Origin of the sequence: Bradyrhizobium sp. HKCCYLRH3059, assembly GCF_051168035.1 — a bacterium.
GTDB lineage: Bacteria > Pseudomonadota > Alphaproteobacteria > Rhizobiales > Xanthobacteraceae > Bradyrhizobium.
In genome coordinates, this window is sequence record NZ_JBNPUF010000006.1 from 406,053 (window position 1) to 432,400 (window position 26,348).

General features: G+C 65.0%; 23 protein-coding genes and 1 tRNA gene. 17 read left to right on the forward strand and 7 right to left on the reverse strand.

What is annotated here, in order from left to right; translation table 11 throughout:
- Positions 1-2: 2 nt before the first annotated feature.
- From ACQR13_RS21055 to ACQR13_RS21070, 4 genes are all read left to right on the forward strand, one after another.
- Positions 3-1,034, forward strand: a complete 1,032-nt coding sequence (locus ACQR13_RS21055; protein ID WP_434863185.1) for a hypothetical protein — start codon at positions 3-5, stop codon at positions 1,032-1,034.
- On the forward strand, positions 1,031-1,264 hold the full coding sequence (locus ACQR13_RS21060) for a hypothetical protein (protein WP_434863186.1): 234 nt from the start codon (positions 1,031-1,033) through the stop codon (positions 1,262-1,264). Before ACQR13_RS21055 ends, ACQR13_RS21060 begins: the two co-directional genes overlap by 4 nt.
- Before the next feature lie 76 nt (positions 1,265-1,340).
- Entirely contained in the window at positions 1,341-1,724 is a 384-nt protein-coding gene (locus tag ACQR13_RS21065; RefSeq protein ID WP_434863187.1) for a hypothetical protein, read from the forward strand.
- Between the two features lies 1 nt (position 1,725).
- Positions 1,726-3,168, forward strand: coding sequence for a hypothetical protein (locus tag ACQR13_RS21070; protein ID WP_434863188.1), 1,443 nt, complete (start codon positions 1,726-1,728; stop codon positions 3,166-3,168).
- A gap of 6 nt (positions 3,169-3,174) precedes the next feature.
- Here ACQR13_RS21070 and ACQR13_RS21075 read toward each other — a convergent pair whose 3' ends face one another.
- Complete coding sequence (locus tag ACQR13_RS21075) at positions 3,175-5,286, reverse strand: acyltransferase family protein (protein WP_434863189.1); 2,112 nt, start codon at positions 5,284-5,286, stop codon at positions 3,175-3,177.
- Positions 5,287-5,364: 78 nt separating this feature from the next.
- Here ACQR13_RS21075 and ACQR13_RS21080 point away from each other — a divergent pair, with 78 nt between their 5' ends.
- The 5 genes from ACQR13_RS21080 to ACQR13_RS21100 all read left to right on the forward strand — a co-directional run bounded on the left by ACQR13_RS21080 (position 5,365) and on the right by ACQR13_RS21100 (position 7,894).
- The gene (locus ACQR13_RS21080; protein ID WP_434863190.1) at positions 5,365-6,318 is read left to right on the forward strand and encodes a glycoside hydrolase family 19 protein; all 954 of its coding nucleotides are present in this window, start codon (positions 5,365-5,367) and stop codon (positions 6,316-6,318) included.
- A gap of 20 nt (positions 6,319-6,338) precedes the next feature.
- Complete coding sequence (locus ACQR13_RS21085; protein WP_434863191.1) at positions 6,339-6,539, forward strand: hypothetical protein; 201 nt, start codon at positions 6,339-6,341, stop codon at positions 6,537-6,539.
- 2 nt (positions 6,540-6,541) lie between these two features.
- Positions 6,542-6,931 carry a hypothetical protein gene (locus ACQR13_RS21090; RefSeq protein WP_434863192.1) on the forward strand — a complete coding sequence of 130 codons (390 nt, stop codon included), beginning with the start codon at positions 6,542-6,544 and terminating at the stop codon, positions 6,929-6,931.
- Positions 6,931-7,416 carry a hypothetical protein gene (locus ACQR13_RS21095; RefSeq protein WP_434863193.1) on the forward strand — a complete coding sequence of 162 codons (486 nt, stop codon included), beginning with the start codon at positions 6,931-6,933 and terminating at the stop codon, positions 7,414-7,416. Before ACQR13_RS21090 ends, ACQR13_RS21095 begins: the two co-directional genes overlap by 1 nt.
- A 73-nt stretch (positions 7,417-7,489) precedes the next feature.
- The gene (locus ACQR13_RS21100) at positions 7,490-7,894 is read left to right on the forward strand and encodes a hypothetical protein (protein ID WP_434863194.1); all 405 of its coding nucleotides are present in this window, start codon (positions 7,490-7,492) and stop codon (positions 7,892-7,894) included.
- Between the two features lie 52 nt (positions 7,895-7,946).
- On the opposite strand, the gene ACQR13_RS21105 is transcribed toward ACQR13_RS21100, so the two are convergent.
- The gene (locus ACQR13_RS21105) at positions 7,947-8,753 is read right to left on the reverse strand and encodes a hypothetical protein (protein WP_434863195.1); all 807 of its coding nucleotides are present in this window, start codon (positions 8,751-8,753) and stop codon (positions 7,947-7,949) included.
- A gap of 347 nt (positions 8,754-9,100) precedes the next feature.
- On the opposite strand from ACQR13_RS21105, the gene ACQR13_RS21110 reads away from it, so the two are divergent.
- Positions 9,101-9,940: a DNA adenine methylase gene (locus tag ACQR13_RS21110; protein ID WP_434863196.1), complete on the forward strand. Its 840-nt coding sequence runs from the start codon at positions 9,101-9,103 to the stop codon at positions 9,938-9,940.
- Here the strand turns inward: ACQR13_RS21110 and ACQR13_RS21115 are convergent.
- From ACQR13_RS21115 to ACQR13_RS21125, 3 genes are read right to left on the reverse strand one after another with little or no spacing between them, the layout of a single operon-like run.
- Positions 9,929-10,162: a hypothetical protein gene (locus ACQR13_RS21115; protein ID WP_434863197.1), complete on the reverse strand. Its 234-nt coding sequence runs from the start codon at positions 10,160-10,162 to the stop codon at positions 9,929-9,931. The genes ACQR13_RS21110 and ACQR13_RS21115 overlap by 12 nt on opposite strands.
- Complete coding sequence (locus ACQR13_RS21120; RefSeq protein ID WP_434863198.1) at positions 10,162-10,785, reverse strand: hypothetical protein; 624 nt, start codon at positions 10,783-10,785, stop codon at positions 10,162-10,164. Before ACQR13_RS21120 ends, ACQR13_RS21115 begins: the two co-directional genes overlap by 1 nt.
- Before the next feature lie 2 nt (positions 10,786-10,787).
- Entirely contained in the window at positions 10,788-11,231 is a 444-nt protein-coding gene (locus ACQR13_RS21125; protein ID WP_434863199.1) for a hypothetical protein, read from the reverse strand.
- Positions 11,232-11,760: 529 nt separating this feature from the next.
- Here ACQR13_RS21125 and ACQR13_RS21130 point away from each other — a divergent pair.
- Positions 11,761-12,501, forward strand: a complete 741-nt coding sequence (locus tag ACQR13_RS21130) for a hypothetical protein (protein ID WP_434863200.1) — start codon at positions 11,761-11,763, stop codon at positions 12,499-12,501.
- Positions 12,502-12,729: 228 nt separating this feature from the next.
- Here the strand turns inward: ACQR13_RS21130 and ACQR13_RS21135 are convergent.
- Positions 12,730-12,806, reverse strand: a tRNA-Arg gene (locus ACQR13_RS21135).
- Positions 12,807-13,280: 474 nt separating this feature from the next.
- On the opposite strand from ACQR13_RS21135, the gene ACQR13_RS21140 reads away from it, so the two are divergent.
- The 6 genes from ACQR13_RS21140 (at position 13,281) to ACQR13_RS21165 (ending at position 24,477) form a co-directional block, all read left to right on the forward strand.
- The gene (locus ACQR13_RS21140) at positions 13,281-18,497 is read left to right on the forward strand and encodes an alpha-2-macroglobulin family protein (RefSeq protein WP_434863201.1); all 5,217 of its coding nucleotides are present in this window, start codon (positions 13,281-13,283) and stop codon (positions 18,495-18,497) included.
- Positions 18,494-20,722, forward strand: coding sequence for a penicillin-binding protein 1C (gene pbpC, locus ACQR13_RS21145; protein WP_434863202.1), 2,229 nt, complete (start codon positions 18,494-18,496; stop codon positions 20,720-20,722). The genes ACQR13_RS21140 and pbpC overlap by 4 nt, the downstream gene beginning before the upstream one ends.
- A 51-nt stretch (positions 20,723-20,773) precedes the next feature.
- Positions 20,774-22,516: an ArnT family glycosyltransferase gene (locus ACQR13_RS21150; RefSeq protein WP_315751093.1), complete on the forward strand. Its 1,743-nt coding sequence runs from the start codon at positions 20,774-20,776 to the stop codon at positions 22,514-22,516.
- Complete coding sequence (locus tag ACQR13_RS21155) at positions 22,517-23,308, forward strand: phosphatase PAP2 family protein (RefSeq protein WP_315751095.1); 792 nt, start codon at positions 22,517-22,519, stop codon at positions 23,306-23,308.
- 93 nt (positions 23,309-23,401) lie between these two features.
- A complete protein-coding gene (locus ACQR13_RS21160; RefSeq protein ID WP_315711843.1) occupies positions 23,402-24,139 on the forward strand; it encodes a glycosyltransferase family 2 protein in 738 nt (245 codons plus the stop codon).
- Positions 24,139-24,477: a lipid-A-disaccharide synthase N-terminal domain-containing protein gene (locus ACQR13_RS21165; RefSeq protein WP_172109779.1), complete on the forward strand. Its 339-nt coding sequence runs from the start codon at positions 24,139-24,141 to the stop codon at positions 24,475-24,477. Before ACQR13_RS21160 ends, ACQR13_RS21165 begins: the two co-directional genes overlap by 1 nt.
- Positions 24,478-24,542: 65 nt before the next feature.
- On the opposite strand, the gene ACQR13_RS21170 is transcribed toward ACQR13_RS21165, so the two are convergent.
- A complete protein-coding gene (locus tag ACQR13_RS21170; protein ID WP_315751096.1) occupies positions 24,543-26,252 on the reverse strand; it encodes a Na/Pi cotransporter family protein in 1,710 nt (569 codons plus the stop codon).
- Positions 26,253-26,348 lie beyond the last annotated feature (96 nt).

Here is a 26,348-nt window from a genome sequence, read left to right on the forward strand (position 1 = left end):
GCATGGCATTTCCGAGCTACGCGACCGGCACGGTGGCGGTCGCCAACGGCGCGACCGTCATCGACGGCACCGGCACGATCTGGAGCGGCGTCAATGTGCGCCCTGGCGACGACATCGTCATCGCCGGCCACACCGTCATCGTCCAGGACGTCACCGACGAGACGCATCTGGCAATCGACGCCTGGCCGTACACCACGGTCACGGCCGGCACGGCCTACAAGATCGTGCAGCGCTCGCCATTGCGCTTCGTCGGCGGCCAGGCCATGGCCGACGTCTCCAGCCTAGTCGCGATCCTCAACCAGATGGGCACGATCTACGCGGTGTCGGGCAACGCGCCGGATCCGTCGATCGGCGAGGATGGGCAGTATGCGCTGAAGACCAACACCGGCCTGTGGAAGCTGTGGCTGAAGGTGGCGGGCGTCTGGGTGGCCCAGGGCAATCCCGCGGGTACGTCGACCAACCGTGGAGCCTGGGACAGCGTCACTGACTACATCGCCTCCGACATGGTCTCGCGCCTCGGCTCGAGCTACATCGCCAAAGCGCCGAGTACCAACAAGCCGCCGGAGAGCAACCCGTCGTTCTGGGACCTGGTCGCTGCCAAGGGCGACCCAGGCAGCCAGGGGCCCCAGGGCCTGCCAGGCACGGCCGCCACGATCACGATCAGCTCGACCACGACCCTGCCGGCCGGCTCGAACGCGACCGTCACCAATCTCGGCACGTCCTCGGCGGCCAGCCTCGCCTTCGGCATCCCGCAGGGGGCGCAGGGCACCCAGGGCATCCAGGGACCGCAGGGGCAGGGGCTTAGCTACGATGCATCCGGGACGCTGGCAGAGCGGGCCGCCTATGACGGCCAGACCACCGGCTTTGCCTTCCTGCAGACCGATGTCGCGCCGTTTCGGTTCTGGGTGAAGGCCACCAATACCTCGGCCGACTGGGCCGGGCCGACGCCGATCGGCGCCAGCGTTCCGGTCCTGAGCATGGGCTCGGTCGCCGACGCCGTGATCGCAACCTTCAGCTGTGGACCCATCGCATGACGACGCATACGCAATTCGGTTTCGGTTATGGCACGGCGGCGCAGATCGGCGCCTACAACGGCTTGCAGTTCGAGCCAGTCTACGACACCGACAATCAGCGGGTTGTCGTGATGCTCGGCACCGGAGCTGGCAACAAGGTCGCGATGGCCAGCGAAGCGTTCGTCACCGCCGCCATCGCCAGCGTCAGCGCTGGCGCCAACGCCTATCTGCAATGGTCTACGTGCACGTAGCTGCGTCCAAATCCTCCTCCGCCGTCATGGCCGGGCTTGATCCGGCCATCCATCACTCATCAAGGACACTCCCACCATGGCATCGGCTCCCGTCTTCGTCGGTACCCCCAAGACCTGGCAGGCCGCGCTCTCGGCCGCCAACACCAATCGCGACGGTACCGGCCCGCTGGTGACGGTGGTCAGCGCCGGCACCTCGGGCTCGCGCATCGACAGCCTGCGCGCCGTCGCTTCGAGCACCACGACGGCCGGCGTCATCCGGTATTTCCTGAACGATGGCACTAACAAGTATCTCCTCAAGGAGCGGCTGGTGACCGCGATTACGCCGTCGGCGACGATCGCCGTGTTCGAGGACGATGTCAGCTTCGCCAACGGGCTGGTGCTGCCGACCGGTTGGTCGCTGATGGCTGCCACCCACAACGGTGAGGCCTTCAAGGTGTTCGCCCAGGGCGGAGATCTCTAACATGACCAATCACGCCTGCTCGTTTCCGGCGACGCCGCAGATCCCACCGCTGCACCGCTATGGCGGCAAGCTGGCATCGTCGTCGGAACTTGCGATTCATGCGCTCGGCGATGCCTATTGGGTCGAGGGCGCCGGCACTGTGTTCGGCCTGCCGGGCTGGCCCAAGGGACCTCCGATCCATCTTTATCTCGTCGGCAGCCTGACCTTCGTGAGCTCCTCGAAGCTGCTGATGCCCGGTGGGCGGAACTACACCTTCTCGCCTGGAGATTCCTGCTGGGCGCTACCGCTCGGCGACGGGGTATGGCGGGTGATTTCGGTCGATGTCGCCGCCCTAAGTCCAATGGCCGGATGGCGCAACAAGCAGTCTGCGGCGAAGACGACCACATATCCGGTTGTCACCGGTGACGCCGGGCAGACCCTGCACGCCGGCAACAACGCCTTTTTCGAACTGACATTCGGCACCGCGTCGAGCTATCCGCCGGACTTTTCTGTTTTGATCCGAAACACCGATTCCTATTCTGGAATCGGCACGGGGCGCGGCAAGCGCATCAATTTGAACGGCACGACATTTATCCTTTATCCCGGCCAAAACGTGATGGTGTTCGCGGTCGACGATGGGAGCGGACCGGCCTGGGATTGGTTTCCGAAAAAGCAGAAGTGGGCACAGGGGAACGTCACATTCTGCTGCGACACTGGTAGCACTGGTGTACGCGGAACGGTGGATGGCCTGGCGTCGGGCGCGAGCGCCTTCGTCAATATTCAGGACGCGGCTTCGGTCATCTACTACGATTCGGACATGCAGGGGTCGTCATCCACCATCGCGCTGACGGCGGGCCAGACCTTCCTGCAGACGCTTAGCCTCGGCGGCCAGGGCCTTGGATCAAACGTCATCAACCTGAAGGGAAATGGCGGTACTGCTACGATCCAATCGCCGAGCAGTGGCGTGGACCTTGTGTCGGTCGGCGACAATGCCGAGCTGATCATGCAGGACATCACGCTGAATTCGCAGAACAACGTCTTCGGTAAGGCCGCCATCAAACTGCACGGAAATGGCGTCGTCGATGTTTTTGCCAATGTTCGCATCAATGGCGGCGGCGGAGCAAACGATGTCGGCGTATACCTCGATAACGGCGCCTGCATCTTCGCTATCTTCAACATCATGACGTTCAACAATACGTTCAAAAACATCATCCGGGCGGATCGTGGCGGTCAGATCTCGCTTGGCCCAGGCATACAGCCGACCGGCGCAATGGCCATCACGAATTTCATGGAGTTGTATGGCCCGGGCCTCACGACAGTCGGAACAGCAATCACAGGCAATGCAGCGGCCTGGGGTACACCTGGCAATATCCTGGTCGATGACGGTCATACCTTCAAGTATAACGGAACAGCATTGCCGGCTGGTATCACGGCGACGGGCGCTCATGGCGCGTATGCCTATTAGATCGGTTCACCTGTCGATACGCTCCATGATCAACGGAGCAAGTTGCTGGCGAGCGAGCCAGACGGATGCGAACGGCCTGAGGTGGACTGTGTCCGCGGTGATCAGACCTTCTTTTGGGTCGCTTCCGAGATAGGTTAAGCAACCCTCCGCGTTGCAGAACGGTTTCATCTCATCGACGAACTCGAATGGCTCGTCAGGCTGCAAGTGCGACTGAAACGTCTTTGTGAAGGACATCAACTCATCGTCGAGGTGGCCTTGGATGTAGCGGGGAACGTTGGGCCAATAGTTGTCGAGGACCACCTTATAGAGGAATGGCTTCCAATGTGGCCGCTGTCCCAGCACAAGCACATGCTTGACGCCGTAGCTCTTCACGATCCTCGCAAACTGCCGAATATAGGCGATATCGAACGAGTTGTTCGATGATAGCAGCAGGACCTTGGGTGGATCGGCCTTGATGCGCTGCATCGCGAAGTAGTTCGCCATGTGGCAGTGATTGGTATCGATGATGCGCTCGATCACCTCGCTGACCTGGCATCCCGAGCTCCAGATCAGGAGCAGCGATGCGGTCTTCGGCAGAACCTCATGAAGACCATGGTAGAGGTCGGAGGCATTGGAGTCTCCGATGATCATGACGCTCTGCTCGGAGTGCCGAGTGTAGCAGCTTGGATCGATCGCGCTACGAGGCGCGATCGTCGGAATGGCGGAGTCCCAGGCGTAGAAGTTGCATTGGTTCTGGGAAATGTAGTTGATGTATTCTGCCTGCAGCCTCGGCGAGCCGACATCGAAATAGGCCGCATAAGCGGCTTTGTCTTGCTGCAGGCGGCCTGGAAAGCCCTTGGACGCAACATCCGCGGCTCCGAACGCGCCGATTGCGACCATCGCGGTTACGAGGGCAGGGACAAACCTTGCCTTGCTCTTGCCAAAACGGATCGGCCTTTCGACGTATCGATAGGTGAGCCAGGCCAGGGCAATCGAGCCAGCGACCAGGGCGGCCAGAACCTGCGGCGGTGGCGCAACGCTGCCGAACTGTATTCGTGCGAAGGTCAGCAGCGGCCAATGCCAGAGATAGAGCGGGTAACTGATCAGCCCGAACCAGACCAGGATCCTGCTGGAGAGCACCCAGCGATTGAGCCACGCCTCGGGGCCGGCGAGAATGAGAAGATAGGCGCCGGTCACCGGCAGCAGAGCCCACCAGCCGGGGAACTCATGTCGCCGTGTGATCACGACGACCGACGACAGAACGAGAGCCATGCCCAGCGTTGAAATGACATGACGGTAGGCGCGATCGGGGTCGGTGTTGGCGTCGCGTTCGAAGAAGATCGTTGTCAGCGCGATGCCGATCGTGCGCTCGATCCAGGTCGCGGCTCTGGACGGGAAAAGGGTCAGGTTCGCGAGGCTTGCGCCGGCCGCGAGCTCCCAGAGGCGCGATGCCGGCGAGTAGAACGCGGCGACCGGGTCCGTCGACGTCGCCTTGATGCCGTAGGCCAGGGACAACGCCAGAATGGCCGCGATCAGGACGAAGCGATTGAGACGGCTGCGCCAGGCGAGCAACATGAGAGCCGGCCAGACCAGATAGAACTGCTCCTCGACACCGAGCGACCACAGATGCAGCAGGACCTTGGTGTCAGATGCGACGTCGAAATAGTTGGCCTCTTGCCAGAGGGCGAGGTTGGCAACGAATCCCGCACCTGCGGCGGTGTGCTTTCCGAGCCGGGCGAAATCATCCGCCCAGAACAGGAGGCCGCCGGCGACCAGGCAGCAGGTCAGCACGACGATCAGCGACGGGAAGATGCGGCGCACGCGCCGCGCATAGAAGTTCGTCAGCGTGAAGCGTTTGGCGGCGAGGTCGGTGAGGATGATGGACGTGATCAGGTAGCCTGAGATCACGAAGAAGATGTCGACGCCGACGAAGCCGCTGCGGAGCAGATTTGGAAAGGCGTGGAACGTGACGACGGACAGCACCGCGATAGCGCGGAGCCCGTCGATATCAGCACGATAGTGAGTTGCGTGATCGATGATCCGGCCATCGATGCCGGAGTGTTTGTCCGTCCCGTGCACCTCGGATGCCCCCTTGCCCCGGCCTCCGGCAATCGCCGGGTAGGCGATCTCTCTTAACACCACAACCCCTGGGAAGTCGACCGATCCTGGATTGGAACCGGCGACCTACCTCGTTTTCGCAACATCGGAGCCCCCGACATGATCGAGCTGACGCGCGAGAGCCTGCGCGCGGTGTTCCCGCGCGCGCCTGAGGCCGTGATCGAGGCGTTCGTCGCCAGGCAGGAGGTGCTGACCCGGGTCGGCGTCAATGCGACGCGGACGCGGCTGTCGTACTTCTTCGCCAACATCGAGCACGAATGCGCAGGCTTCGCGCTGAAGGGCCTCACCGAGAGCCTGGCGTACACGCCGGAGCGGATGGCGCAGGTCTGGCCCAACCGCTTCCCGAGTGGCGCCGCGGCGGTGCGGGCGCGGTTCGGCACCGCGCCGGGCTGGCAGCTCAAGGCGTTCGACGAGATCTACGGCGGCCGCATGGGCAACCGGCCCGGCACCCATGACGGCTCGACCTATATCGGCCGCGGTGGTCCGCAATGGACCGGCCGCGACGGCTACCGGGAATGCGAGGCGCGCACCGGCGTGCCGGCGGTCAATATTCCCGAGGCGGTGTCGCAGCTCGAGCGGCAGCCGGAGATCTGCGCCGCGTTCTGGGATTGGAAGGGCCTCAACGCCAAGGCGGACGCCGGCGACTTCAAGGGCTGCGTCAGGCTCTGGAATGGCGGTAGCAACGGCCTGGCCGACCGGCTGCACCTGCTGGCCGGCAACGATCCGGTCATCGCCCGCATGGCCTCGGTCGATCGCATCCTGCCGGTGGCGAAGAGCATGCCGGGCGCGCCGCCGAGCGCGAAGCCGCCGCAGGATGTCGTCGATGCTGCCACGGCGAGGGAGCGCCGCCTGCGCACCGTCGCGACCGGGGCGGCCGGCACCGCCGTCGCCGCCGGCGCCGGCCACGAGGGCGCGCGGCAGGGCACGGACGCGCCGACGCCGCTGCCGCCGGCGGCCGTGGCGGCCGTCGCCGGCCTCGCCGTCGCGCTGGCGATCGCCGCCGCGATCCTGCTGGCGCGCAAGCGCGCCGCCGTCATCGCCAACTGGTTCTGACCGCCGCGGAGGGCCCCGGCATGCCCCGCCATTTCGGCCTGCCGCCCCCGCCGCCGCGGCGACGCGGCTCCGGACCGATGAGCCGCGGCGAGCTCGCGCTCGGCCTGCTGCTGTGCGTCGGCATCGCCGCCGCCTGTCTCGGCGCCGGCGCCTGGCTGCTGCGCGCGGTCGTCGACCGCGCCGAATTCATCTCCGTGCTCCCGACTCCTGAAAGGAACTGACCATGCAGAAGGATGTCTTGAAGTGGGTGGCGTTCTGGCTGCTTAACGGCGCCGTGATCGCATTCGTCTATGTGGTCTGGATCGGGCCCCTGCTGAAGCGCACGCCGGCACTGACCTGGCTGTGGACCCGCGAAGCCGGCATGCTGGCCGCCGTGTCCGAGAAGCTCGCCGGCCTCAAGCAGAAACTGACGGCGGCGGTCGTGACCATGGCGGTCGGGGTCGTCTACATGCACGACATGCTGGCGCCGATGCTGGTCGGCGTCGACACCACGCCGATAACCAGCGTGATCGCGGGCTACGTGCCGGAGAAGTACTGGGGCATCGGCGTGGTCCTGCTGCTGCTGCTGCTCAACTACTTCCGCTCGCTGGCGGAGAAGCGGGGAGACGTCTGATGCTCTCCTCGATCATCGGCGCGATCGGCCTGCCCTTCATCAACAAGTTCTTTGACACCGCCGCCAGCATCTTCGTCTCCTACAACAACAAGCAGGTCAGCAAGGAGGAGGCGGTCGACAAGCTGCTGGCCGCCATGCAGCAGGCGGCGCGCGACATCGAGGTGTCGCACGCCGACGCGCTGACGAAGGTCCTGCTCAGCTTCTACGACCTGATGCGGACCTCGAAGATCCTGCAAGCAGGCTGGCTGATCACGCTGCTGAGCCAGGTGTTCGTACTGTCCTGGGCGCAATGGGCGATGCCGTTCCTGATCTGGACCTATGGCGGCGTCTATCCGTCGAACGGTGAGCTGGTGCAATGGGCGTATCTGCTGATCGCCTTCCAGCTCGGCGGCGGCCCCATCATCCTCCGCACCGGCCCCGGCAAGGGTTCGATCGTGGCCGACTTGAGGGCGGCGACGATCAAACAGAAGGGCGAAGGCGGCTGAGAGTGCGTGTTGTGTCGTGCGTCGTCGAAGGCAACGCGCGCCTGATGGGCGGGCCAACAGATGGGAATGACAGGTGCCGGCGCTCGACTATCAACTGATCACACTGATCATCATGATCGCGGGCGGAGGTGCCGGCGTGGTCTGGCGCCTCACCCGCGTCGAGACCAACATCCGCAAGAGCATCGCCGATGAGACGCGGGCGCTCGAGGACAAGATCGCCGCGCTGACGGGTCGGCTCGCCGCCGTCGAAAAGCAGAACCTCGTCGATCTCGACGTCGCAAGGCGCGAGATCGGCGAGGCGGTCGCCGCCGTCAGGACCAAGGTGCACGAGATCGAGACATGGGCGCGCGATGAGTTCGTGCGGAAGAACTCCTTCGAGCTGGTCATCGCCCGAATGGAAAAGAGCCTGGAGACGCTCGGCGACAAGATCGACAAACGCCTGGAGCGGCTCACCGAGAAGATCGACGGCAGGGCCTGACGTCGCTGCGCCGAAGCCGACTTGGAAACATCGGCCAAGCCATTGCGCAACATCAAGCCCTCGGTACGCTAGTGGTCGTTTGTGGCGGCTCCGGTAAGTGTCGCAACATTGCCGTCATCGCGCTATGGGCCATTCCGACGATTGAGATCGCCTCGTCAATCGTGAGAGCCGCGTCGGGATGCATCAGCGGATTGCGATGCAAGTTGCTCAAGTGGTCGAGTACACCTAGGACTTTGGGGTCGCCTTTTCCTGCTTGACGCATCGCATTGATGTATACCGCGATATTCCTGACTTTGGGTTGGGGCTTGCCGCCGGTTGCTTCCGTATAGTAGCGCCTCAGTACCGTCTCTAGCGCCCTAAACACGTGCATGCCACAGGCCGTCGGTAGTTCATAGCAAAGAGCCTTGCCAGCCTCGATCACATCGAACCTGGCTTCTGGAACTTTAATCCATAGTTCCATTGGGAAAAGCTTCCATGGCTCATCCAAGAGGGAGAGCGTGTCAAAGCTTCCTTTTTGGCTGACAAAATAAGCTGGGAACGTGCCAATCTCCGCCATCAAAGCGATCTTGAATTGCTGATACTGGGTCTTAAGCGCGGCCGCGGAATAGCCGAGCTGCTCGCTCCAATCCTTTTCCGCAGAGACAATGAGCTTGAGCGAATTTGCTAAAGCCTCCGCTAGTTGACGACAACTGCGGAGATTTGCTGAAAAGACGCTGCTCGAAATCAATTGCTCTACTGCTATCTGAGCGCTCCATACTTCGAAGACGACGTCGTTTCGCGTCTGTTGGGGCGTAAGCGATTCGATCGGCTCAAGCTGAGCGCACAAATTGAAGACGTAAGGCAATGAGATTCTGATCATAGGCGGGCCCCCCCGCCGAGCGGAAAAGCTCCGGCGCTATTCATAGTAGCACCGGGGGCCGGTGGGTACCCAGAGAATAATGCTCCCCTTGGCCCGGCCGCAGTCCCTGTAAGGGGTAGAGGCCTCTAGGGCTCTTACGAACCGAGTTGCTCATCATCTCGCCCGGCCGGTGCGTGCCCGCATCACGCCGGGCGTTTTTTTGTGGCGGGGGCAGGAGCGTTGGCGCGCTCCAGACCACGGGACCAGGTTTTGCGACAGGGCCCGTCCGACGACCAATCGCTCAGCGCCGGCCCGCCGATCGCCACTATGGCGCGGCAAGGCTTGCAGAAACGTTGAGCTGTTTTCGAATGTTCGAGGAGAGACGAGAAGTTGCGCCGGTGCGTCCTGCGGCCGCCTATATCGGCGGCAAGCGGCGGCTGGGCGAGATGCTCGCCCGCCGCATCGAGGCGGTGCCTCATGAGACCTATGCCGAGCCGTTCGTCGGCATGGGCGGCGTGTTCCTGCGCCGGCGATGGGCGCCGCGGCGAGAAGTGATCAACGATGTCTCCCGAGACGTCGCAACCTTGTTTCGGATCCTGCAGCGGCACTATCCGCAGTTCATGGAGACGCTGAAATTCCAGATCGCGTCACGGGCGGAGTTCGAGCGGCTGGCGGCGTGCAACGTCGAAACGTTGACCGATCTGGAGCGCGCGGCGCGTTTTCTCTACCTGCAGCGCATGGCGTTTGGTGGCAAGGTGTCGGGGCGCGCTTTTGGAGTCGAACCGACAGGCGGCGCGCGCTTCGATGTAACCAAGCTCGGTCCGCAGCTCGAGGCTATCCACGAGCGTCTCTCCAGCGTCGTGATCGAGTGTCTGCAATGGTCGGATTTCATCGATCGCTATGATGGCCCGGGCACGCTGTTCTATCTGGACCCGCCATATTGGGGCTCGGAGGCCGACTACGGCACAGGGGTCTTTGGCCCGTCAGATTTCGGGCTCATCGCGCAACGACTGTCGTCGATCGCCGGTCGGTTCATGTTGTCGGTCAACGACGTGCCGGAGACGCGCCAGGCGTTCGCGCGCTTTGGCATCGAGCCGGTGTCGACGCGCTACACGATCTCCGGCAAATGGATGGATGTCGCTGAGATCCTGGTGACGGGACCGTCATCCGAGCCGCTGCCCGTGGTCCGCGATCTGCTATCGCTTTGATGGGCGGCCGCCGGAGGCCTCCGCCATAGAGTCCATCAGCGCGCGAACGTCGGTCAGCCGCAGCTTGCCGTCGGACGGCCGCAGATACTCGCGCAGCGCCCGCAGCTGGCGTGCGGCGATTTCCTCCTTGGCGAGGGCTGTAGTTGCCGCGATGTAGGCCTTGAGGTCCGCCATGAAGGCGCGTGCCACCTTCGGCGGGAGATCGAGCGGCGGCCGTGGCATCAGTGCCTCCGCCGCCGCCGCAGCGCCAGCTCGGTCAGCGCATCGGCGAGGTCGTCGCGCTCGTGCGGATCGATTGCCGGAGGTTCGGATTCGAGCAGATCGCCGGCGCAGACCGGGCAGGGGTCGCCGGGCGCGCCGCAGCGGCAGCCGCGCGCGCTATCCATCCAGGGGAGGGCCGGGTGGGCTTCACACACGAAGCCGGTGTCGTCGCAACGCAGGCAGAACCTCATTGGGATTCGAGTCGTTGCTGCGGGTTCGGTTCCGTGGCCTTGATGACCGCCACGATGTCGCCGGCGGAACAGCGGGCGGTGAAGGACGAGGCGATCGTTCTTATCCGCAAGGCCTTGGGGATCATCGCCGGGCGTAATGCTGCGAAGATCGATCGTAGGATTGGCTTGCGGCTCGCCGGGAGCGGGCATCGCCGGGCCGCCGGCCCACATGATCGCGTTCCAGGCTTCGCACTCGGGCCGGTCAGCTTGGCGCAGCTTCTCGTCGGCTGCGCTACGGATCGCCTGCGACCTCGAAAGATAGCTGTCGTGCAGACCGTGGTCGTTACGCACACGCTTGGCCTGGGCCTTGCGGTCGCCTCCGGACAGTGGGATCTGCATGATGCGCGGGGACATGGTCAGGCCTCCAGCGCGGCCATGTGAACGGAATAGATGTGGCTTTCGACCGTCGCCAGTTCGATCTCTGCACCGCAGAAGCAGCGCGATCGGCCTGAGGTGTTTTGGGTCGGCAGGCGGCAGCCGGCGTCCCACATCGTATATTTCCAGGCGGTGAAGGCGTGGTGCCGTCGCCAGCACGCGAAATCGTCGGCCGAGCGGTTCGTCAGGAAGATCGTCCATGCCGCTTCAAACGCGGCGCGCGCCTCCGCAAAGTTGTCCGAGGTACCGATGGTCTGCTCGCCAGGCCGACTGCCCGGATAGAACCCGCAAGACCATTGCCATGCCGCGGTATCGCTTGGATTGCCGGTCCGCCTTGCGATGATGCCGGCCTGAACGTCACCAAAATAGATGTGCCAGGTCTCGACCTGGGCTTCGGCAAAGCGACGACGGGTGAGAGTGCTCATGCGACATGATTCCAATCTCCCCGCGCTAAGTGAAGCCGCTACGTCTGGTGGCCGGAACCGGACTTGCCTACAACGCGCCCTGCAAGTCATACCTTGATCTCTCGCCGCGGTTGCGGTTCAGTGGCGCTGGGGGGGCTGGGTTGATGCGTTACTTATTGGTTTTGCTGCTGGCTCTGCCATTGGCGGGCTGCTTCAGATCGTCAGCCGAAATCAAGGCCGAGATCGCGGCCAAGGATGATCAGGAGTGCCGGAGCTACGGTGCCCAGCCCGGCACCGACGCCTATGTGCAATGCCGCACCACGCGCGCGTCAGCTCACGAGACAGCCGATGCCATCTCGGCTGCGGCGCCTCCGCCACCCGGTCCAGCACCGATTCCGGAAGCCTCATATCCCCCACGCCCGCCGGTGCATTGCACCACTACGGGGCGTTTCACGAACTGCATGTGAAGACTGCGCCCTGGGGGCACGCTGCAATGATCCAAATCAACCGAACACCCGCGAGCTCCAAGACTACAACGGTGAGGGTGCTAATGTTCGATGTGACGCCAGAGTCCGCCAATTTCTGGTTTGACGCATTCAACGTATTGCTATTCATAGGCGCATTTGCCGTCGCCGTGGGAACATACGGTTCAATCAAGATGGGATCAGCCAAGGAGAGGTTCGCGGACGAACGAATCTTAGCTAATGAGAAGGAAACCCGCCGTGCTATTGCAGATTCGGATATTGCCAAAGAGGGCACTGCAAGAGCTAACGAGCGCATCGCGGAACTCAACAACGAAACCGCCAAACTGCGCCAGCAATTGGAACCGAGAAAGTTGGATGGTGAAACGTTTGTAAGGTTGCTGCGTGATGGCCCCAAGGCCAAGGTCGAGCTTTTGTACGTGAAAGAGGACCCAGATTCATATCAGCTTTCACTACAAATATTCTGGTATCTAATGCATGCGGGCTGGGACTGCGAAGTTGAAAAACCGATTCCGCCAGCGGCTATTAATTCGCCGTATCAGGATAAGCCTGCTACTTGGTCCGTGGTAGCGCGTGAGACCGGCATTTCGCTGGTGGTGCACGAGGACAATGACCTTAAACCGGGCACCCCGTACGACGCGCTCTTAAAGGCGTTCCACGCCACGCCGGGGCGGGCTGAAACCGGCATCGATTCTAGAGTGCCGGCGGGAACTATACGAGTTGTAGTCGCCCCTCGCCCACTGCCAAGCGTGTGGGCTCCAGATGACATCTTCTCAGATACCGGAGGTAAAACGCTGGTAAGGCCATAAAAGGCTGCTTTTACATCCACTTGGCCCCGGTGCCTTAGCGCCATCATAACTTTCAAGCGCTGCCGCTTCCCGGTCTGATTCAGTCCGGGACTTCTTCCGGGATTTCTTGTCTCGATCCGTCCCGGAATGTCCCGTTTGATCCCCATTTGTTTCGCGGCACCTCGCCGAGGCGTCGGCGCTAAGGCGCGCGAAAGTTCCTATTTTCGTAGGGAATTTGCGAAAGTGGACTGGCGATCCCAGCAGGACTCGAACCTGCAACCCGCGGAGTAGAAATCCGCTACTCTATCCAGTTGAGCTATGGGACCGGCGTCGCGAGACGACTATCGCCCGGTGACCATCCCAAGATGAACGTCCGGAGGATGAGCGTCATGGGATGGGTGCCGAGGGCAAAGCCCGGCCGGCGCGCTTTCCATAGCACGGGTCATATGAAAAATCTTCCGTTTCGCCAAGAGCGGCCGAACCCGACGGAGGCCCGGCGAGACCAAGCGGAGGCGGAGGTGGGTCTATCGCCCCATTTGCGCGTCAGCGGCGCCGGATCGACGGCCGCCGCGGCTTGTCTGTATGCCATGTCCTGTGAATTGCCCGTTGATGAACAGATTTTCCTGTCGCATGTGCGTGCCGATGGTCGCGCCTGGGACGGGCCGCTCGCCGGTCCGCTGCAACCTTTGCCATCAGTCCGTCACCATTTCGCGTCCATTCTCGCCACGAATCGGCCAAACACGGACATCTCTCCGCGTGTCCGGAACAGCCGCCCCAATCGCCGTCCAAGGAGCTGCCCCATGATCGGTCTGGTTCGCGCCGCCGTCCTCTGCGCCATCATGGCGCTCGGTCTTGCTTCTGCCCTTGCCGCCGACAAGGCGTTCAAGCGCGACGACCTCGCCGATGCCGCGATCAAGCTGGAGGCGCAGATCAAGAGCGAGGCGGGGGCGGTGAACAAGCCGCTGGCGACGCTTCGCACCGATGCCGACGCGGCGCTGCGGCGGAACGACCTACGGACCGGCCTGCAGATCCTCGGGCAGATCGCGACCGCTGCGCCGGATGATTCCGGTAACTGGCTGCGGCTGGCGCGCACCGTGCTCAACCAGATCAAGCCGATCAATCCGTCGGAGCAGACCTTCCTCCTGGAGCGGGCCTCGACGGCGGCCTACATCGCCTATCAGCGCGCCGGAAATGCCGGCGAGGAGGCGGATGCGCTGGCCGTGCTCGGCAAGACCATGGCCGAGCGCAAGCTGTGGCGGCCAGCGCTGGATACGCTCAGGATGTCGCTCGAGCTGCGTGAGGTGGCCGATGTCCGTGGGCAGTATGAGCGGATGCGCGACGAGCACGGCTTCAAGCTGCTCGACTACACCGTGGATTCGGACTCGGCGAGCCCGCGCGCCTGCTTCCAGTTCTCCGAGGATCTCGCCAAGCGCACCGACTTCTCGCCGTTCGTGGCCCAGGCCGGCAATGACAAGCCGGCGCTGACCTCGGAGGACAAGCAGCTCTGCGTCGAGGGTCTCAAGCACGGCGAGCGCTACAACATCAATCTGCGCGCCGGGCTGCCGTCGGGCGTCAAGGAGAGCCTGCCGAAATCGGCCGAGTTCAACATCTATGTTCGCGACCGCAAGCCGTTCGTGCGCTTCACCGGCAAGGCCTATGTGCTGCCGCGCACCGGGCAGAAGGGCATTCCGCTGGTCAGCGTCAACACGCCGGCGGTCACCGTCAACGTGTTCCGGATCGGCGACCGCAACCTGATCAACACCGTCATCGACAGCGACTTCCAGCGGCCGCTGTCGAGCTATCAGCTCACCGATCTCGGCAATGAGCGCGGCATGAAGGTGTGGAGCGGCGAGCTGTCGACCGCGATGACCCTGAACCAGGACGTCACCACGGCCTTCCCGGTCGATCAGGCGCTGAGCGACATGCAGCCCGGCGTGTATGTGATGACGGCGGCGCCGAAGGGGCCGACGAGCGGCAATGACGAGGACGGCGGCCAACTAGCGACGCAATGGTTCATCGTCTCCGATCTCGGAGTCGCCGCGTTCTCCGGCAATGACGGCATTCACGTGTTCGTCAATTCGCTGGCCTCGACTGATCCGGTCGCGCGCGCCGAGGTGCGGCTGGTGGCGCGCAACAACGAGATCCTCGCGACGCGCAAGACCGACGACGCCGGCCACGTGCTGTTCGAGACGGGCCTGGCGCGTGGCGAGGGCGGGCTGTCGCCGGCGATGCTGACCGTGTCGGGCGAGAAGACCGACTATGCCTTCCTCAGCCTGAAGACGTCAGCCTTCGACCTGTCCGATCGCGGCGTCGCCGGGCGCGAAGCGCCCACGGGGCCGGACGCTTTCGTCTATTCCGAGCGCGGCGTCTACCGCTCCAACGAGACGGTCTACCTCACCGCGCTGCTGCGCGACGGCAAGGGCAATGCCATGACCGGCACGCCGCTGACGCTGGTCGTCGAGCGTCCCGACGGCGTCGAGTTTCGCCGCGCGGTGCTGCCGGACCAGGGCGCCGGCGGCCGTTCGTTCAGCGTGGCGCTGAACTCGGCGGTGCCGACCGGCACCTACCGCGTGCGCGCCTTCACCGACCCAAAGGGGACGGCGGTCGGCGAGACCACCTTCATGGTCGAGGATTACGTCCCCGAGCGGCTGGAATTCGATTTGAGCTCCAAGGACAAGCAGATCAAGGCTGAGACTCCGGTGGAGGTGAAGGTCGACGGCCATTTCCTCTACGGTGCGCCGGCCTCCGGCCTGCAGCTCGAGGGCGACCTGCTGGTGACGACCGCGCCCGAGCGGCCGGGGTTCCCGGGCTACCAGTTCGGCGTCGCCGACGAGGAGAGCGCCTCCAACGAGCGCACCCCGATCGAAGGCATGCCGGAAACGGACGAGAAGGGGGCGGCGACGTTCCCGGTGAGCCTGCCCAAGCCGCCGTCCTCCAGCCGGCCGCAGGAGGCGCAGATCTATGTGCGCCTGGCTGAGACCGGCGGCCGCGCCGTCGAGCGCAAGCTGGTGCTCCCCGTGGCGCCCAAGGCGGCGCAGATCGGCATCAAGCCGTCGTTCTCCGGCAAGAGCGTCGGCGAGGGCGACAAGGCCGAGTTCGACGTCGTGTTCGTCTCGCCGGAGGGCAAGACGCTGGCGCGAAGCGGGCTGCGCTATGAGCTGCTGAAGATCGAGTCGCGCTACCAGTGGTACCGGCAGAACTCCTATTGGGAGTATGAGCCGGTGAAATCGACGCGGCGCGTCGGCGACGGCGACGTCACGATATCAGCCAACAAGCCGGCGCGGCTGAGCTTCCAGCCGGAGGCCGGGCGCTATCGCCTCGACGTCAAGTCGGCGGATGCCGACGGCCCGGTGACGTCGCTGCAGTTCGATGTCGGCTGGTACACCGACGGCAGCGCCGACACGCCGGATCTCTTGGAGACCTCGCTCGACAAGCCGCAATACCAGTCCGGCGAGAGCATGATCGTGACGGTCAATGCGCGCACTGCCGGCAAGCTGACGGTCAACGTGCTCGGCGACCGGCTACTGACGACGCAGACCACCGAGGTCAAGGAAGGTACCAACCAAGTCAAGCTTGCGGTCGGCAAGGATTGGGGCACCGGCGCCTACGTCGTCACGACGCTGCGCCGTCCGCTCGATGCGGCCGCGCAGCGCATGCCGGGCCGCGCGCTCGGCGTCGCCTGGTTCGGCATCGACAAATCAGCGCGCACGCTCAACGTGGCTCTGACGCCGCCTGCGCTGGTACGTCCGGGCTCGGCGTTGAAGATTCCGGTCAAGGTCGGTGGGCTCAATCCCGGCGAGGACGCCAAGATCGTGATCGCGGCGGTCGATGTCGGCATTCTCAACCTCACCAACTACAAGCCGCCGGCGCCCGACGATTACTATCTCGGCCAGCGCCAGCTCTCCGCGGAGATCCGCGACCTCTATGGCCAGCTGATCGACGGCATGCAGGGCACGCGCGGCCAGATCCGCTCGGGCGGTGACAGTGGCGGAGCCGAGCTGCAAGGCTCGCCGCCGACGCAGAAGCCGCTGGCGCTGTATTCGGGCATCGTGACCGTCGGGCCCGATGGCACCGTCGAGGTCAGCTTCGATATTCCGGAGTTCGCAGGAACTGCGCGGGTGATGGCGGTCGCATGGAGCGCCACGAAAGTCGGCCGGGCGAATGTCGACGTCACCGTGCGCGATCCGGTGGTGTTGACCGCGACCTTGCCGCGCTTTTTGCTGAGCGGCGACCGCGGCACGCTGTCGTTCGACCTCGATAACGTCGAGGGCGCGCCCGGCGACTATGTCGTCGGCGTCAAGGCCAGCGGCCCGGTCAAGGTCTCCGGCAATGCCAACGTCACGCTGAAGCTCGCCGCCAAGCAGCGGGCGTCGTCGACGCTGCCGCTGGATGCCAGCGGCACCGGTACGGCGCAGCTCGACGTCGATATCAAGGGCCCCAACGGGCTGGCGCTGGCGCGGCACTATCAGCTCGACGTCAAGCCGGCGACCCAGGTGCTGGCGCGGCGCTCGATCCGCACGCTCGCGAAGGGCGAGAGCCTGACGCTGACATCGGACATGTTCAATGATCTCGTGGCGGGCACCGGTACGGTGTCGCTGTCGGCGGGACTGTCGACCGCGCTCGATGCGGCAACCATCCTCAAGGCGCTCGACCGCTATCCGCATGGCTGCTCGGAGCAGATCACCAGCCGCGCGATGCCGCTGCTCTATGTCAACGAGCTCGCAGCCGGCGCGCATCTCGCGATGGACACCGAGGTCGACCAGCGCATCCGCGACTCGATCGACCGCTTGCTGGCGCGTCAGGGCTCCAACGGCTCGTTCGGCCTGTGGTCGGCCGGCGGCGACGATCCCTGGCTCGATGCCTACGTGACGGATTTCCTGACCCGCGCCCGCGAAAAGGGCTTTGCCGTGCCGGACGTGCTGTTCAAGAGCGCGCTCGACCGCGTCAGGAACTCGGTGGTCAATGCCGAGGAGCCAGAGAAGAGCGGCGGCCGCGATCTCGCCTACGGCCTCTACGTGCTCGCGCGCAACGGCGCGGCGCCGATCGGCGACCTGCGCTATCTCGCCGACACCAAGCTCGGCAATCTCGCAACTCCAATTGCCAAGGCGCAGCTCGCCGCGGCGCTCGCGCTGGTCGGCGACCGCGCCCGCGCCGAGCGGGTCTATGCGGCAGCCGCCGACAGCCTCGCGCCGAAGCCGGTGCTGGTGTTCGGCCGCACCGATTACGGCTCCGACCTGCGTGATGCGGCGGCATTGGTGTCACTGGCCGGCGAAGGCAATGCGCCGCGCGCGACGCTGACGCAGGCGGTGACCCGCGTCGAGGCAGCGCGTGGCCTGACGTCGTACACCTCGACGCAGGAGAATGCGTGGATGGTGCTGGCGGCGCGTGCGCTCGCCAAGGAGACACTGACGCTCGATGTCAACGGGCAGGCGGTGAAGCAGGCGCTGTACCGCAGCTACAAGGCGGCTGAGCTCTCGGGCCAGCCGCTGAAGATCACCAACACCGGTGATGCGCCGGTGCAGGCGGTGGTCTCCGTCTCCGGCTCGCCGCTGACGCCGGAGCCGGCGGCATCGAACGGCTTCAAGATCGAGCGTGGCTACTACACGCTCGACGGCAAGCCGGCCGATATCAGAACCGCGAAGCAGAACGACCGTTTCGCTGTCGTGCTGAAGGTCACCGAGGCCAAGCCGGAATACGGGCACATCATGGTGTCCGACTATCTACCGGCGGGGCTGGAGATCGACAATCCGCATCTGGTGTCGTCGGGCGACAGCGGCACGCTGGACTGGATCGAGGACGGCCAGGAGCCGGTCAATACCGAGTTCCGCGACGACCGCTTCACCGCCGCGCTCGACCGCGCCGCGGATTCCAAGTCCGTGTTCACGGTCGCCTACGTGGTACGCGCGGTGTCGCCTGGCAAATACGTGCTGCCGCAGGCCTATGTCGAGGACATGTACAATCCCTCACGCTATGGTCGGACCGGTACGGGCTCCGTGGAGGTCCGCGCGGCGAAATGAGCGAGGGTGGAACGAGCGATCGTGAGTTGGGTGGCCGGACGGAGCCGCACACTCCGTCATGCCCAGGCTTGACCCGGGCATCCATCGCTCGCGGCGACGAAGGCGCGGATGGCCGGGACAAGCCCGGCCATGACCCGAGGAGAGGGCGGAGCGTCAAACGGCTGCTTGCGGGCGCGCTGTTCTTGTTCGTCGCAGTCGTCCTTGCCTTCACCGCCTACACCATCTCCCTCGGCCCCCTGCCGCTGCGCGAGGCCAAAGCCGTGTCCACCACCGTCGTCGACCGCCACGGCAAGCTGCTGCGCGCCTATGCGATGGCGGATGGGCGCTGGCGGCTGCCGGTCAGCGCGAAGAAGGACGTCGATCCGACCTATTTGAAACTGCTGTTCGCCTATGAGGACCAGCGCTTCTACGACCATCACGGCGTCGACCCCCGCGCGCTGGCGCGCGCCACGATCCAGCTCGGCGCGCACGGCCACATCGTGTCGGGCGGCTCGACCATCACGATGCAGCTGGCGCGGCTGCTCGAGCCCAGGCGGCAGCGCTCGCTGCACGCCAAGCTCAGGCAGATCGTGCGCGCGCTCGAGCTCGAGCATGAGCTGAGCAAGGACGAGATCCTCGATCTCTACCTGACGCTCGCGCCCTATGGCGGCAATCTCGAAGGCATCCGCGCCGCCTCGATCGCGTATTTCGGCAAGGAGCCGAAGCGGCTGTCACTGGCGGAAGCGGCACTCTTGGTGGCGCTGCCGCAGTCACCGGAGACGCGGCGGCTCGACCGGCATCCCGAGGCCGCTCGACGCGGCCGCGACCGCGTTCTCGACCGCATGGTGTCGGAGAACGTGATCTCCGCCGAGGACGCGGCGCAGGCGAAGGCGCAAGCCGTGCCGGCCTTCCGCCAGCCGATGCCGATCCTGGCGCCGCATGCTGCCGACCAGGCCTCGGCGACCGTCAAGGATCAGCCGATCATCCGCCTTACGCTGGACGCCTCGCTGCAGAAGGTGCTGGAGGCGCTGGCGCGCGATCGCGCCATCGCATTGGGACCGAACGTCTCGGTCGGCATCATCGTGGTCGACAATGACAGCGGCGACGTGCTCGCCCATGTCGGATCGGCCGACTATTTCGACGAGAAGCGGGCAGGGCAGGTCGACATGACCCGCGCGGTGCGTTCGCCAGGATCGACCCTGAAGCCGTTCATATATGGGCTCGCCTTCGAGGACGGCTTCGTGCACCCGGAGAGCCTCATCGAGGACCGCCCGGTGCGCTTCGGCTCCTACGCGCCGGAAAATTTCGACATGACGTTCCAGGGCACGGTGCCGGTGCGCAAGGCGCTGCAACTGTCCCTGAACGTTCCCGCCATCGTGCTGCTCGATCGTGTCGGCGCCAGCCGGCTGTCGTCGCGACTGAAACAGGCCGGCGGCAATTTGGTGCTGCCGAAGGACGAAGCCCCAGGCCTTGCCATGGGCCTCGGCGGCGTCGGCGTGACCCTGCAGGACCTCGCCCAGCTCTATGCCGGATTCCCGCGCCTGGGCACCACCAGGCCGCTGCGTGAGATCATGACCGGGGAGGGCACCGACGATGCCCGCGAGCCGTTGCGGCTGATGGATTCGGCGGCCGCCTGGCAGGTCGGCAACGTGCTGCTGGGGACCCCGCCGCCGGAAAACGCAGCCCGCAACCGGATCGCCTTCAAGACCGGTACCAGCTACGGCTATCGCGACGCCTGGTCGGTCGGTTTCGACGGCCGCGTGACGATCGGTGTCTGGGTCGGCAGGCCCGACGGCGCGCCGGTGCCCGGCCTGATCGGCCGCGTCGCCGCGGCGCCGATCCTGTTCGACGCTTTTGCCCGCAGCGGCAAGCTGCCGGTGACACTGCCAAAGCCGCCCAAGGGTGCGCTTGTCGCCAGCAATTCAAAGTTGCCGCTGCCCCTGCGCCGGTTCCGGCCGGTCGGAGAACTGGTGCGGACCGGCGCGGAGCAGGCGCCGCACATTCAGTTCCCGCTGAACGGCTCCCGCATCGATGTCGACCGGTCCGCCGGTCCCGAGGCGTCGGTGATGCCGGTGAAAGTGTCCGGGGGCGTGCTGCCGCTGACCATGCTGGTCAATGGACTAGCCGTCGGCGAGATCGACAGCCGGCGCCAGCGCCTGATCGATCCGCCCGGGCCGGGCTTTGCCCGCCTCACCGTGATCGATGCCACGGGCGCTGCGGACACAGTTGTGGTCAGAATCCAGTGAGGGTTCGCTAAGCGGTTGTCGACATAGCGGTTTCAGCGTATTCGGAACCCCATGGTCGAGACCTTTGCCCGCCCCCGTTTTGGAGAGCCGCGCGAGCCGAAGAACCTGGTCAATCCAGGCAATCGGCTGGTGCGGATGATCGATGTCGTCACCGTGAGCCACACCAGGGCGGTGGCGTTCCTGCTCGTCTGCGGGCTGCTGTTGTTCCTGCCGGGCTTCTTCACCATCCCGCCGATCGATCGCGACGAGGCGCGCTTCGCCCAGGCGACCAAACAGATGGTCGAGAGCGGCGATTACGTCGATATCCGCTTCCAGGACGACGTGCGCTACAAGAAGCCGGTCGGCATCTACTGGTTGCAATCGGCTGCGGTCGAGACGGCGTCGGCGATCGGTCTGCCGCGTGCGCAGCTGCGCATCTGGGTCTACCGCATTCCCTCGCTGATCGGTGCGATCGGCGCGGTGCTGCTGACCTATTGGACCGCGCTCTCCTTCGTGACACGGCGCGGCGCCGTGTTCGCCGCCCTGCTGATGTGCTGCTCGGTGCTGCTCGGGGCGGAAGCCCGGCTCGCCAAGACCGACGCGATGCTGCTATTCACCGTGGTGGCTGCGATGGGTGCGCTGGCCCGCGTCTATCTGTCGTGGCAGCGCGGCGAGGATCCGGTGCATCCACCGTGGGGACCGCCTGCGATCTTCTGGACGGCGCTCGCCGGCGGCATCCTGATCAAGGGCCCGCTGATCCTGATGTTCGCGGGACTGACGATCGCGGCGCTGGCGATCATGGATCGCGGTGCTGGCTGGCTATCGCGTCTGCGCCCTCTATGGGGACTGATGTGGATGCTGGTGCTGGTGCTGCCCTGGTTCGTGCTGATCTTCCTGCGCGCCGGCGACACCTTCTTCGCCGATTCCGTCGGCGGCGACATGCTGAGCAAGATCGGCGCCCAGGAGTCGCACGGCGCACCGCCGGGCCTCTATCTGCTGCTGTTGTTCATCACCTTCTGGCCCGGCGCGCCGCTGGCCGCCATGGCAGCCCCCGCCGTCTGGCGCGCGCGGCGCGAGCCGGGGGCGCAGTTCCTGCTGGCCTGGCTGCTGCCGTCCTGGGTCGTGTTCGAGGCCGTCCTGACCAAGCTGCCGCATTATGTGCTGCCGCTCTATCCGGCAATCGCCATCCTCACCGTGGGCGCGCTGGAGCGGCGGGTGCTGGCGCGCAACTGGCTGCGGCGCGGCGCCGCCTGGTGGTTCGCGATTCCCGCCATCACATCGGTGGTGGCCGTGATCGGCGCCATCATCGTCACGCACCAGCCGGTGTTCCTGGCCTGGCCGTTCGTGGCGGCGTCGCTGATTTTCGGCCTGTTCGCCTGGTGGCTCTATGACGACGGCCGTGCCGAGCGCTCGCTCTTGAATGCCGGCGTGGCGGCGATGTTCCTGGCGTTCGTGGTGTATGGCGCCGTGCTGCCGGCGCTGACACCGCTGTTTCCCAGCGCGGAGATTGCGCGCGCGCTGCGCAACGTGGTCTGCGTCGGGCCGAAGGCGGCAGCGGCAGGTTTCCACGAACCTAGCCTCGTGTTCATGACAGGAACCTCGACACAGCTCACCGACGGCTCGGGGGCGGCCGACTTCCTCAACCATGGCACGTGCCGCTTCGCGCTTGTCGAGCAGCGCACCGAACGGGCGTTCGTGCAGCGCGCCGAGGCCATCGGGCTGCGCTACAACGTCGCCAAGCGCATCGACGGCTACAACATCTCGCAAGGCCGCCCGGTCTCGATTGCGATCTATCGTTCGGAAGGCACCGAGTAGATGTCGGCGCCAGACACGCCCTCGCTGTCGTCAGGCTATCTCGCCCAGCTCGCGCTGGTCGGCAAATTCTCGTTCGGCCGGCTGGTTCGGCGGCCGCAGACCGCGCCGGACGCTGCGGGCCGGCAACGCCTGCGACGCGAGCTTCTCCTGCTCGGTGCCATCGGCCTGAGTGTAGTCTTGATGCTGATGTTCACCTTCGATGCCTACGAAATCGGGCTGATGCCAGCGCGTGGAACACCGAGCCTGTGGCCGGTGCGCATCATCACCGAATTCGGCCAGGACGAATACGTGCTGGGACTGCTGGCAGTGGGGGTCGTCGCGACGATCCTGATCGCGCCGTTGTGGCCTGAGGCTTCGCGCAGCCGGCTTCTGAACTTTGCGACGCATGTTCAGTTTTTCTTCTTCGCGGTTCTGCTCTCCGTGCTATCGGCCCAGGTGTTGAAATACATCATCGGGCGCGGCCGTCCCTTCGTCGGCGGCAAGGCCAATGCGTTCAATTTCGAACCCTTCAACGGCACGCCGGCCTATTTCAGCATGCCGTCGGCGCATGCGGTGACCGCCTTCGCGCTCGCATTCGCCATTGCGGCCGTCTGGTCGCGGCTGCGGATACCAATGTTCATCTATGCCGTCGTGATTGCCCTGAGTCGGCTGGTGCTGCTGGCGCATCATCCAAGCGATGTGGTCGCCGGCGCCGTGGTCGGATTGGCCTGCGCCATGCTGGTCCGCTACTGGTTCGCAGCACGACGGCTGGGCTTCCGCCTGGGCAAGGACGGCCAAATCGTACCGCGCTAAAGGGGTTGATAGGCGGCCCCAAGCCCCATAATAAGCCTCCGCCGCATCGCCCGGGGCAGGAACCGGTCCAGTCACGCCATCGCGAGTCTCATCTTGTCGACCGAAACCCCCGTTGCCGTCTCCATCGTCGTTCCCGTGCGCAACGAGGCCGGCAACATCACGCCCCTGATCACCGAGATCGCGGCCGCGCTCGACGGTCTCTGGGCCTATGAGATCATCTACGTCAACGACGGCTCGACCGATGACACCGCGCAACGGCTCGCCGAGGAGATGGCGCGGCGGCCGAACCTGCGCGTGCTGCGCCATGAGAAGTCGTCCGGGCAATCGGCGGCCGTGAGAAGCGGCATCCGCGCGGCCCACGGCGCGATGGTTGCGACGCTGGACGGCGACGGGCAGAACAATCCCGCTTTCCTGCCCGACCTCATCGCTGCGCTCGAAAAGGGCGGGGCGGGTGTCGGCCTCGTCGCAGGCCAGCGCGTCGGTCGCAAGGACACCGGCTTCAAGAAACTGCAATCGCGGCTTGCCAACAAGATCCGCAATGCGGTGCTGCATGACGGCACCCGCGATACCGGCTGCGGCCTCAAGGCGGTCCGCCGCGACGTCTTCCTGATGATGCCGTATTTCGATGGTCTGCACCGCTTCCTTCCCGCCCTGGTGCGGCGTGAGGGCTACGACATCGCCTACATCGACGTGACAGATCGACCCCGGCACTCCGGTGTCTCGAACTACGGGTTCTTCGACCGGCTCTGGATCGGGATCATGGATCTCGCCGGCGTGTGGTGGCTGATCCGCCGCAAGAAGCCGACGCCGGTTGTGATCGAGGTAAAGTAATGCTGATTCAATTCGGGCAGGCGTTCAGCAACTATCTCTACGACATCTTCATCGCCAAATTTGATTTCTGGCTGGTGTTCGGCCTCGCCGCCCAACTGGCCTTCGCCGCGCGCTTCCTTGTGCAGTGGATCGCCAGCGAGCGCGCGGGCAAGAGCGTGGTGCCCCTTGCCTTCTGGTTCTTCTCGATCGGCGGCGGCCTCATGACGCTGATCTATGGTCTCGTCAAGCGCGAGCCGGTCATCATCTTCGGCCAGTTGCTGTCGAACATCATCTACGTCCGCAACGTGATGCTGATCTTCAAGAACCGTCAGCGCGAGTCGCAAACGCTGAGCAATTGACCGGAGCGGGCTTCAGGTTCACAAGGCGGATGTGCCGTCGCCCGTTCGTGGGGCCGTCCTGCGCCTCAGCGCGGCAGCGGCCGGGCCGAGGACGGGGGCAGGGGCACGGGCACGGGCACGGTCGTCGCCACGCTGTCAGCTGCCTCGCCGCGGCGCGTCGCAATCTCGCCGGCGGCATCCAGCACGGGATAGGCGACCGAGCAGATGTGCGAGTGGATCCGCCTGAGGTCACGCAGCACGTCGAGATGCAGTGAGGTGGTTTCGAGCGTCTCCGAGCGGCCGTCGCGCAGACGTTCGAGGTGCCGCTCGGTCGCGCCGAGCTCGGCGTTGCGGAGCTCGGCTTTCTGATCGAGCAATTGGTGCGCCTGCTGCGCATCGCCGGACATGAAGATGCCGAACGCGACGCGGAGCGCCTCCATGATCTGGCGGTGAAAGGCCTGCAACTCGTCGGCGCCCTCCGCGGAGAACTGGAACCTGCGCTTGATCTTCTTGGTCGCGAGCTCGCTCAGGTTCTTGTCGATGATGTCGCCGATGTGTTCGAGGTTGATCGCGAAGGAGATGATCTCCATCGCCCGCTTGCCCTCGCGATCGTCCAGGCTGCCCCGCGTCAGCTTGGTGATGTAAAGCTTGATGGCTTCGTCGAGCCGGTCGACGACATTGTCCGCGCGTGACACCTGATCCACGAGGCCACGGTCGTTGGTCATCATCGCGGTCATGACATTGCGCAACATGGTCTCGACCAGATCGCCCATGCGCAGCGCCTCGCGCGCCGCGTCCGCAAGCGCCAGCGACGGTGTCTCCAGCGCGGTCTCGTCGAGGTAGCGCGGCTTGGCGGGATCGACTTCGGCCGGGCGGTCGGGGAACAGTCTGACGAGCAGCTTCTCGATGCTGCCGAGCAGACCGATGAAGACCAGCGCCGTGCCGAGGTTGAATGCCATGTGAAACTGCGCGGTCAGCTTCGACAGATCCGGCTGCCATTGCTGCAGCTGAGCCGCGAGCGGATGCAGGAAGGGTGCGATCAGCGCGACGCCGATGATGCGGTTGAGGAGATTGCCGACGGGCAGGCGATAGCTCGCGGGATTGTCGCGCCGGGCGCCCTCGAACACCGGGTTGACGGCGCTGCCGAGATTGGCCCCGAGCACCAGTGCCATGGCCGCATCGGCCGTGATGAAATGCGCATAGGCCAGCGACATCACCAGCAGCACGCTCGCGACGCTGGAATGCACGATCCAGGTGACGGCGGCGCCGAAGATGATGCACAGCGTGACGTCGGCGGTGATCGCCTGCATGAACACGCGCATCGCCGGCGCCTCCTCGGCCGGCGCGAGCGTGTCGATCAGGATATGGAGCGACAGCAGCATCAGGCCGAGGCCGATCGACACCCGGCCGAGATCCTTGATGCGCGATCGCGGCCCGCTGCGGAACGCCACCAGGCCGAGCACGAACAGGATCGGCGCGACGGCCGCGACGTTGAACGACAGCACCTGGACGATCAGCGTGGTGCCGATATTGGCGCCCAGCATGATCGCCATCGCGGGGATCAGGCCGACGAGGCCTTCCGCAGCAAAGGAGGTGGTGATGAGCGCCGTTGCCGTGCTGCTCTGGAGAAGCGCGGTGAGGCCGAGTCCGGCCGCGAGGGCGCTGAAACGGTTCCGCAGCGCTCGCGACAGCAGCAGCCTGAGATCCGGGCCGAAGGCGCGCAGGATGCCGCTGTGGACCATGTGAAGGCCCCACAGCAGCAGCGCCACGCCACCCATCAGATCGAGCAGAACCATGATTCCCGTTCGTTCCCGCTTGTCTTCAGACCAAGGCTACGCCCAATCGGCCGGGGATCAACGCCAATTTGGCGGCCCCGGTTGCCCGATCGCGCG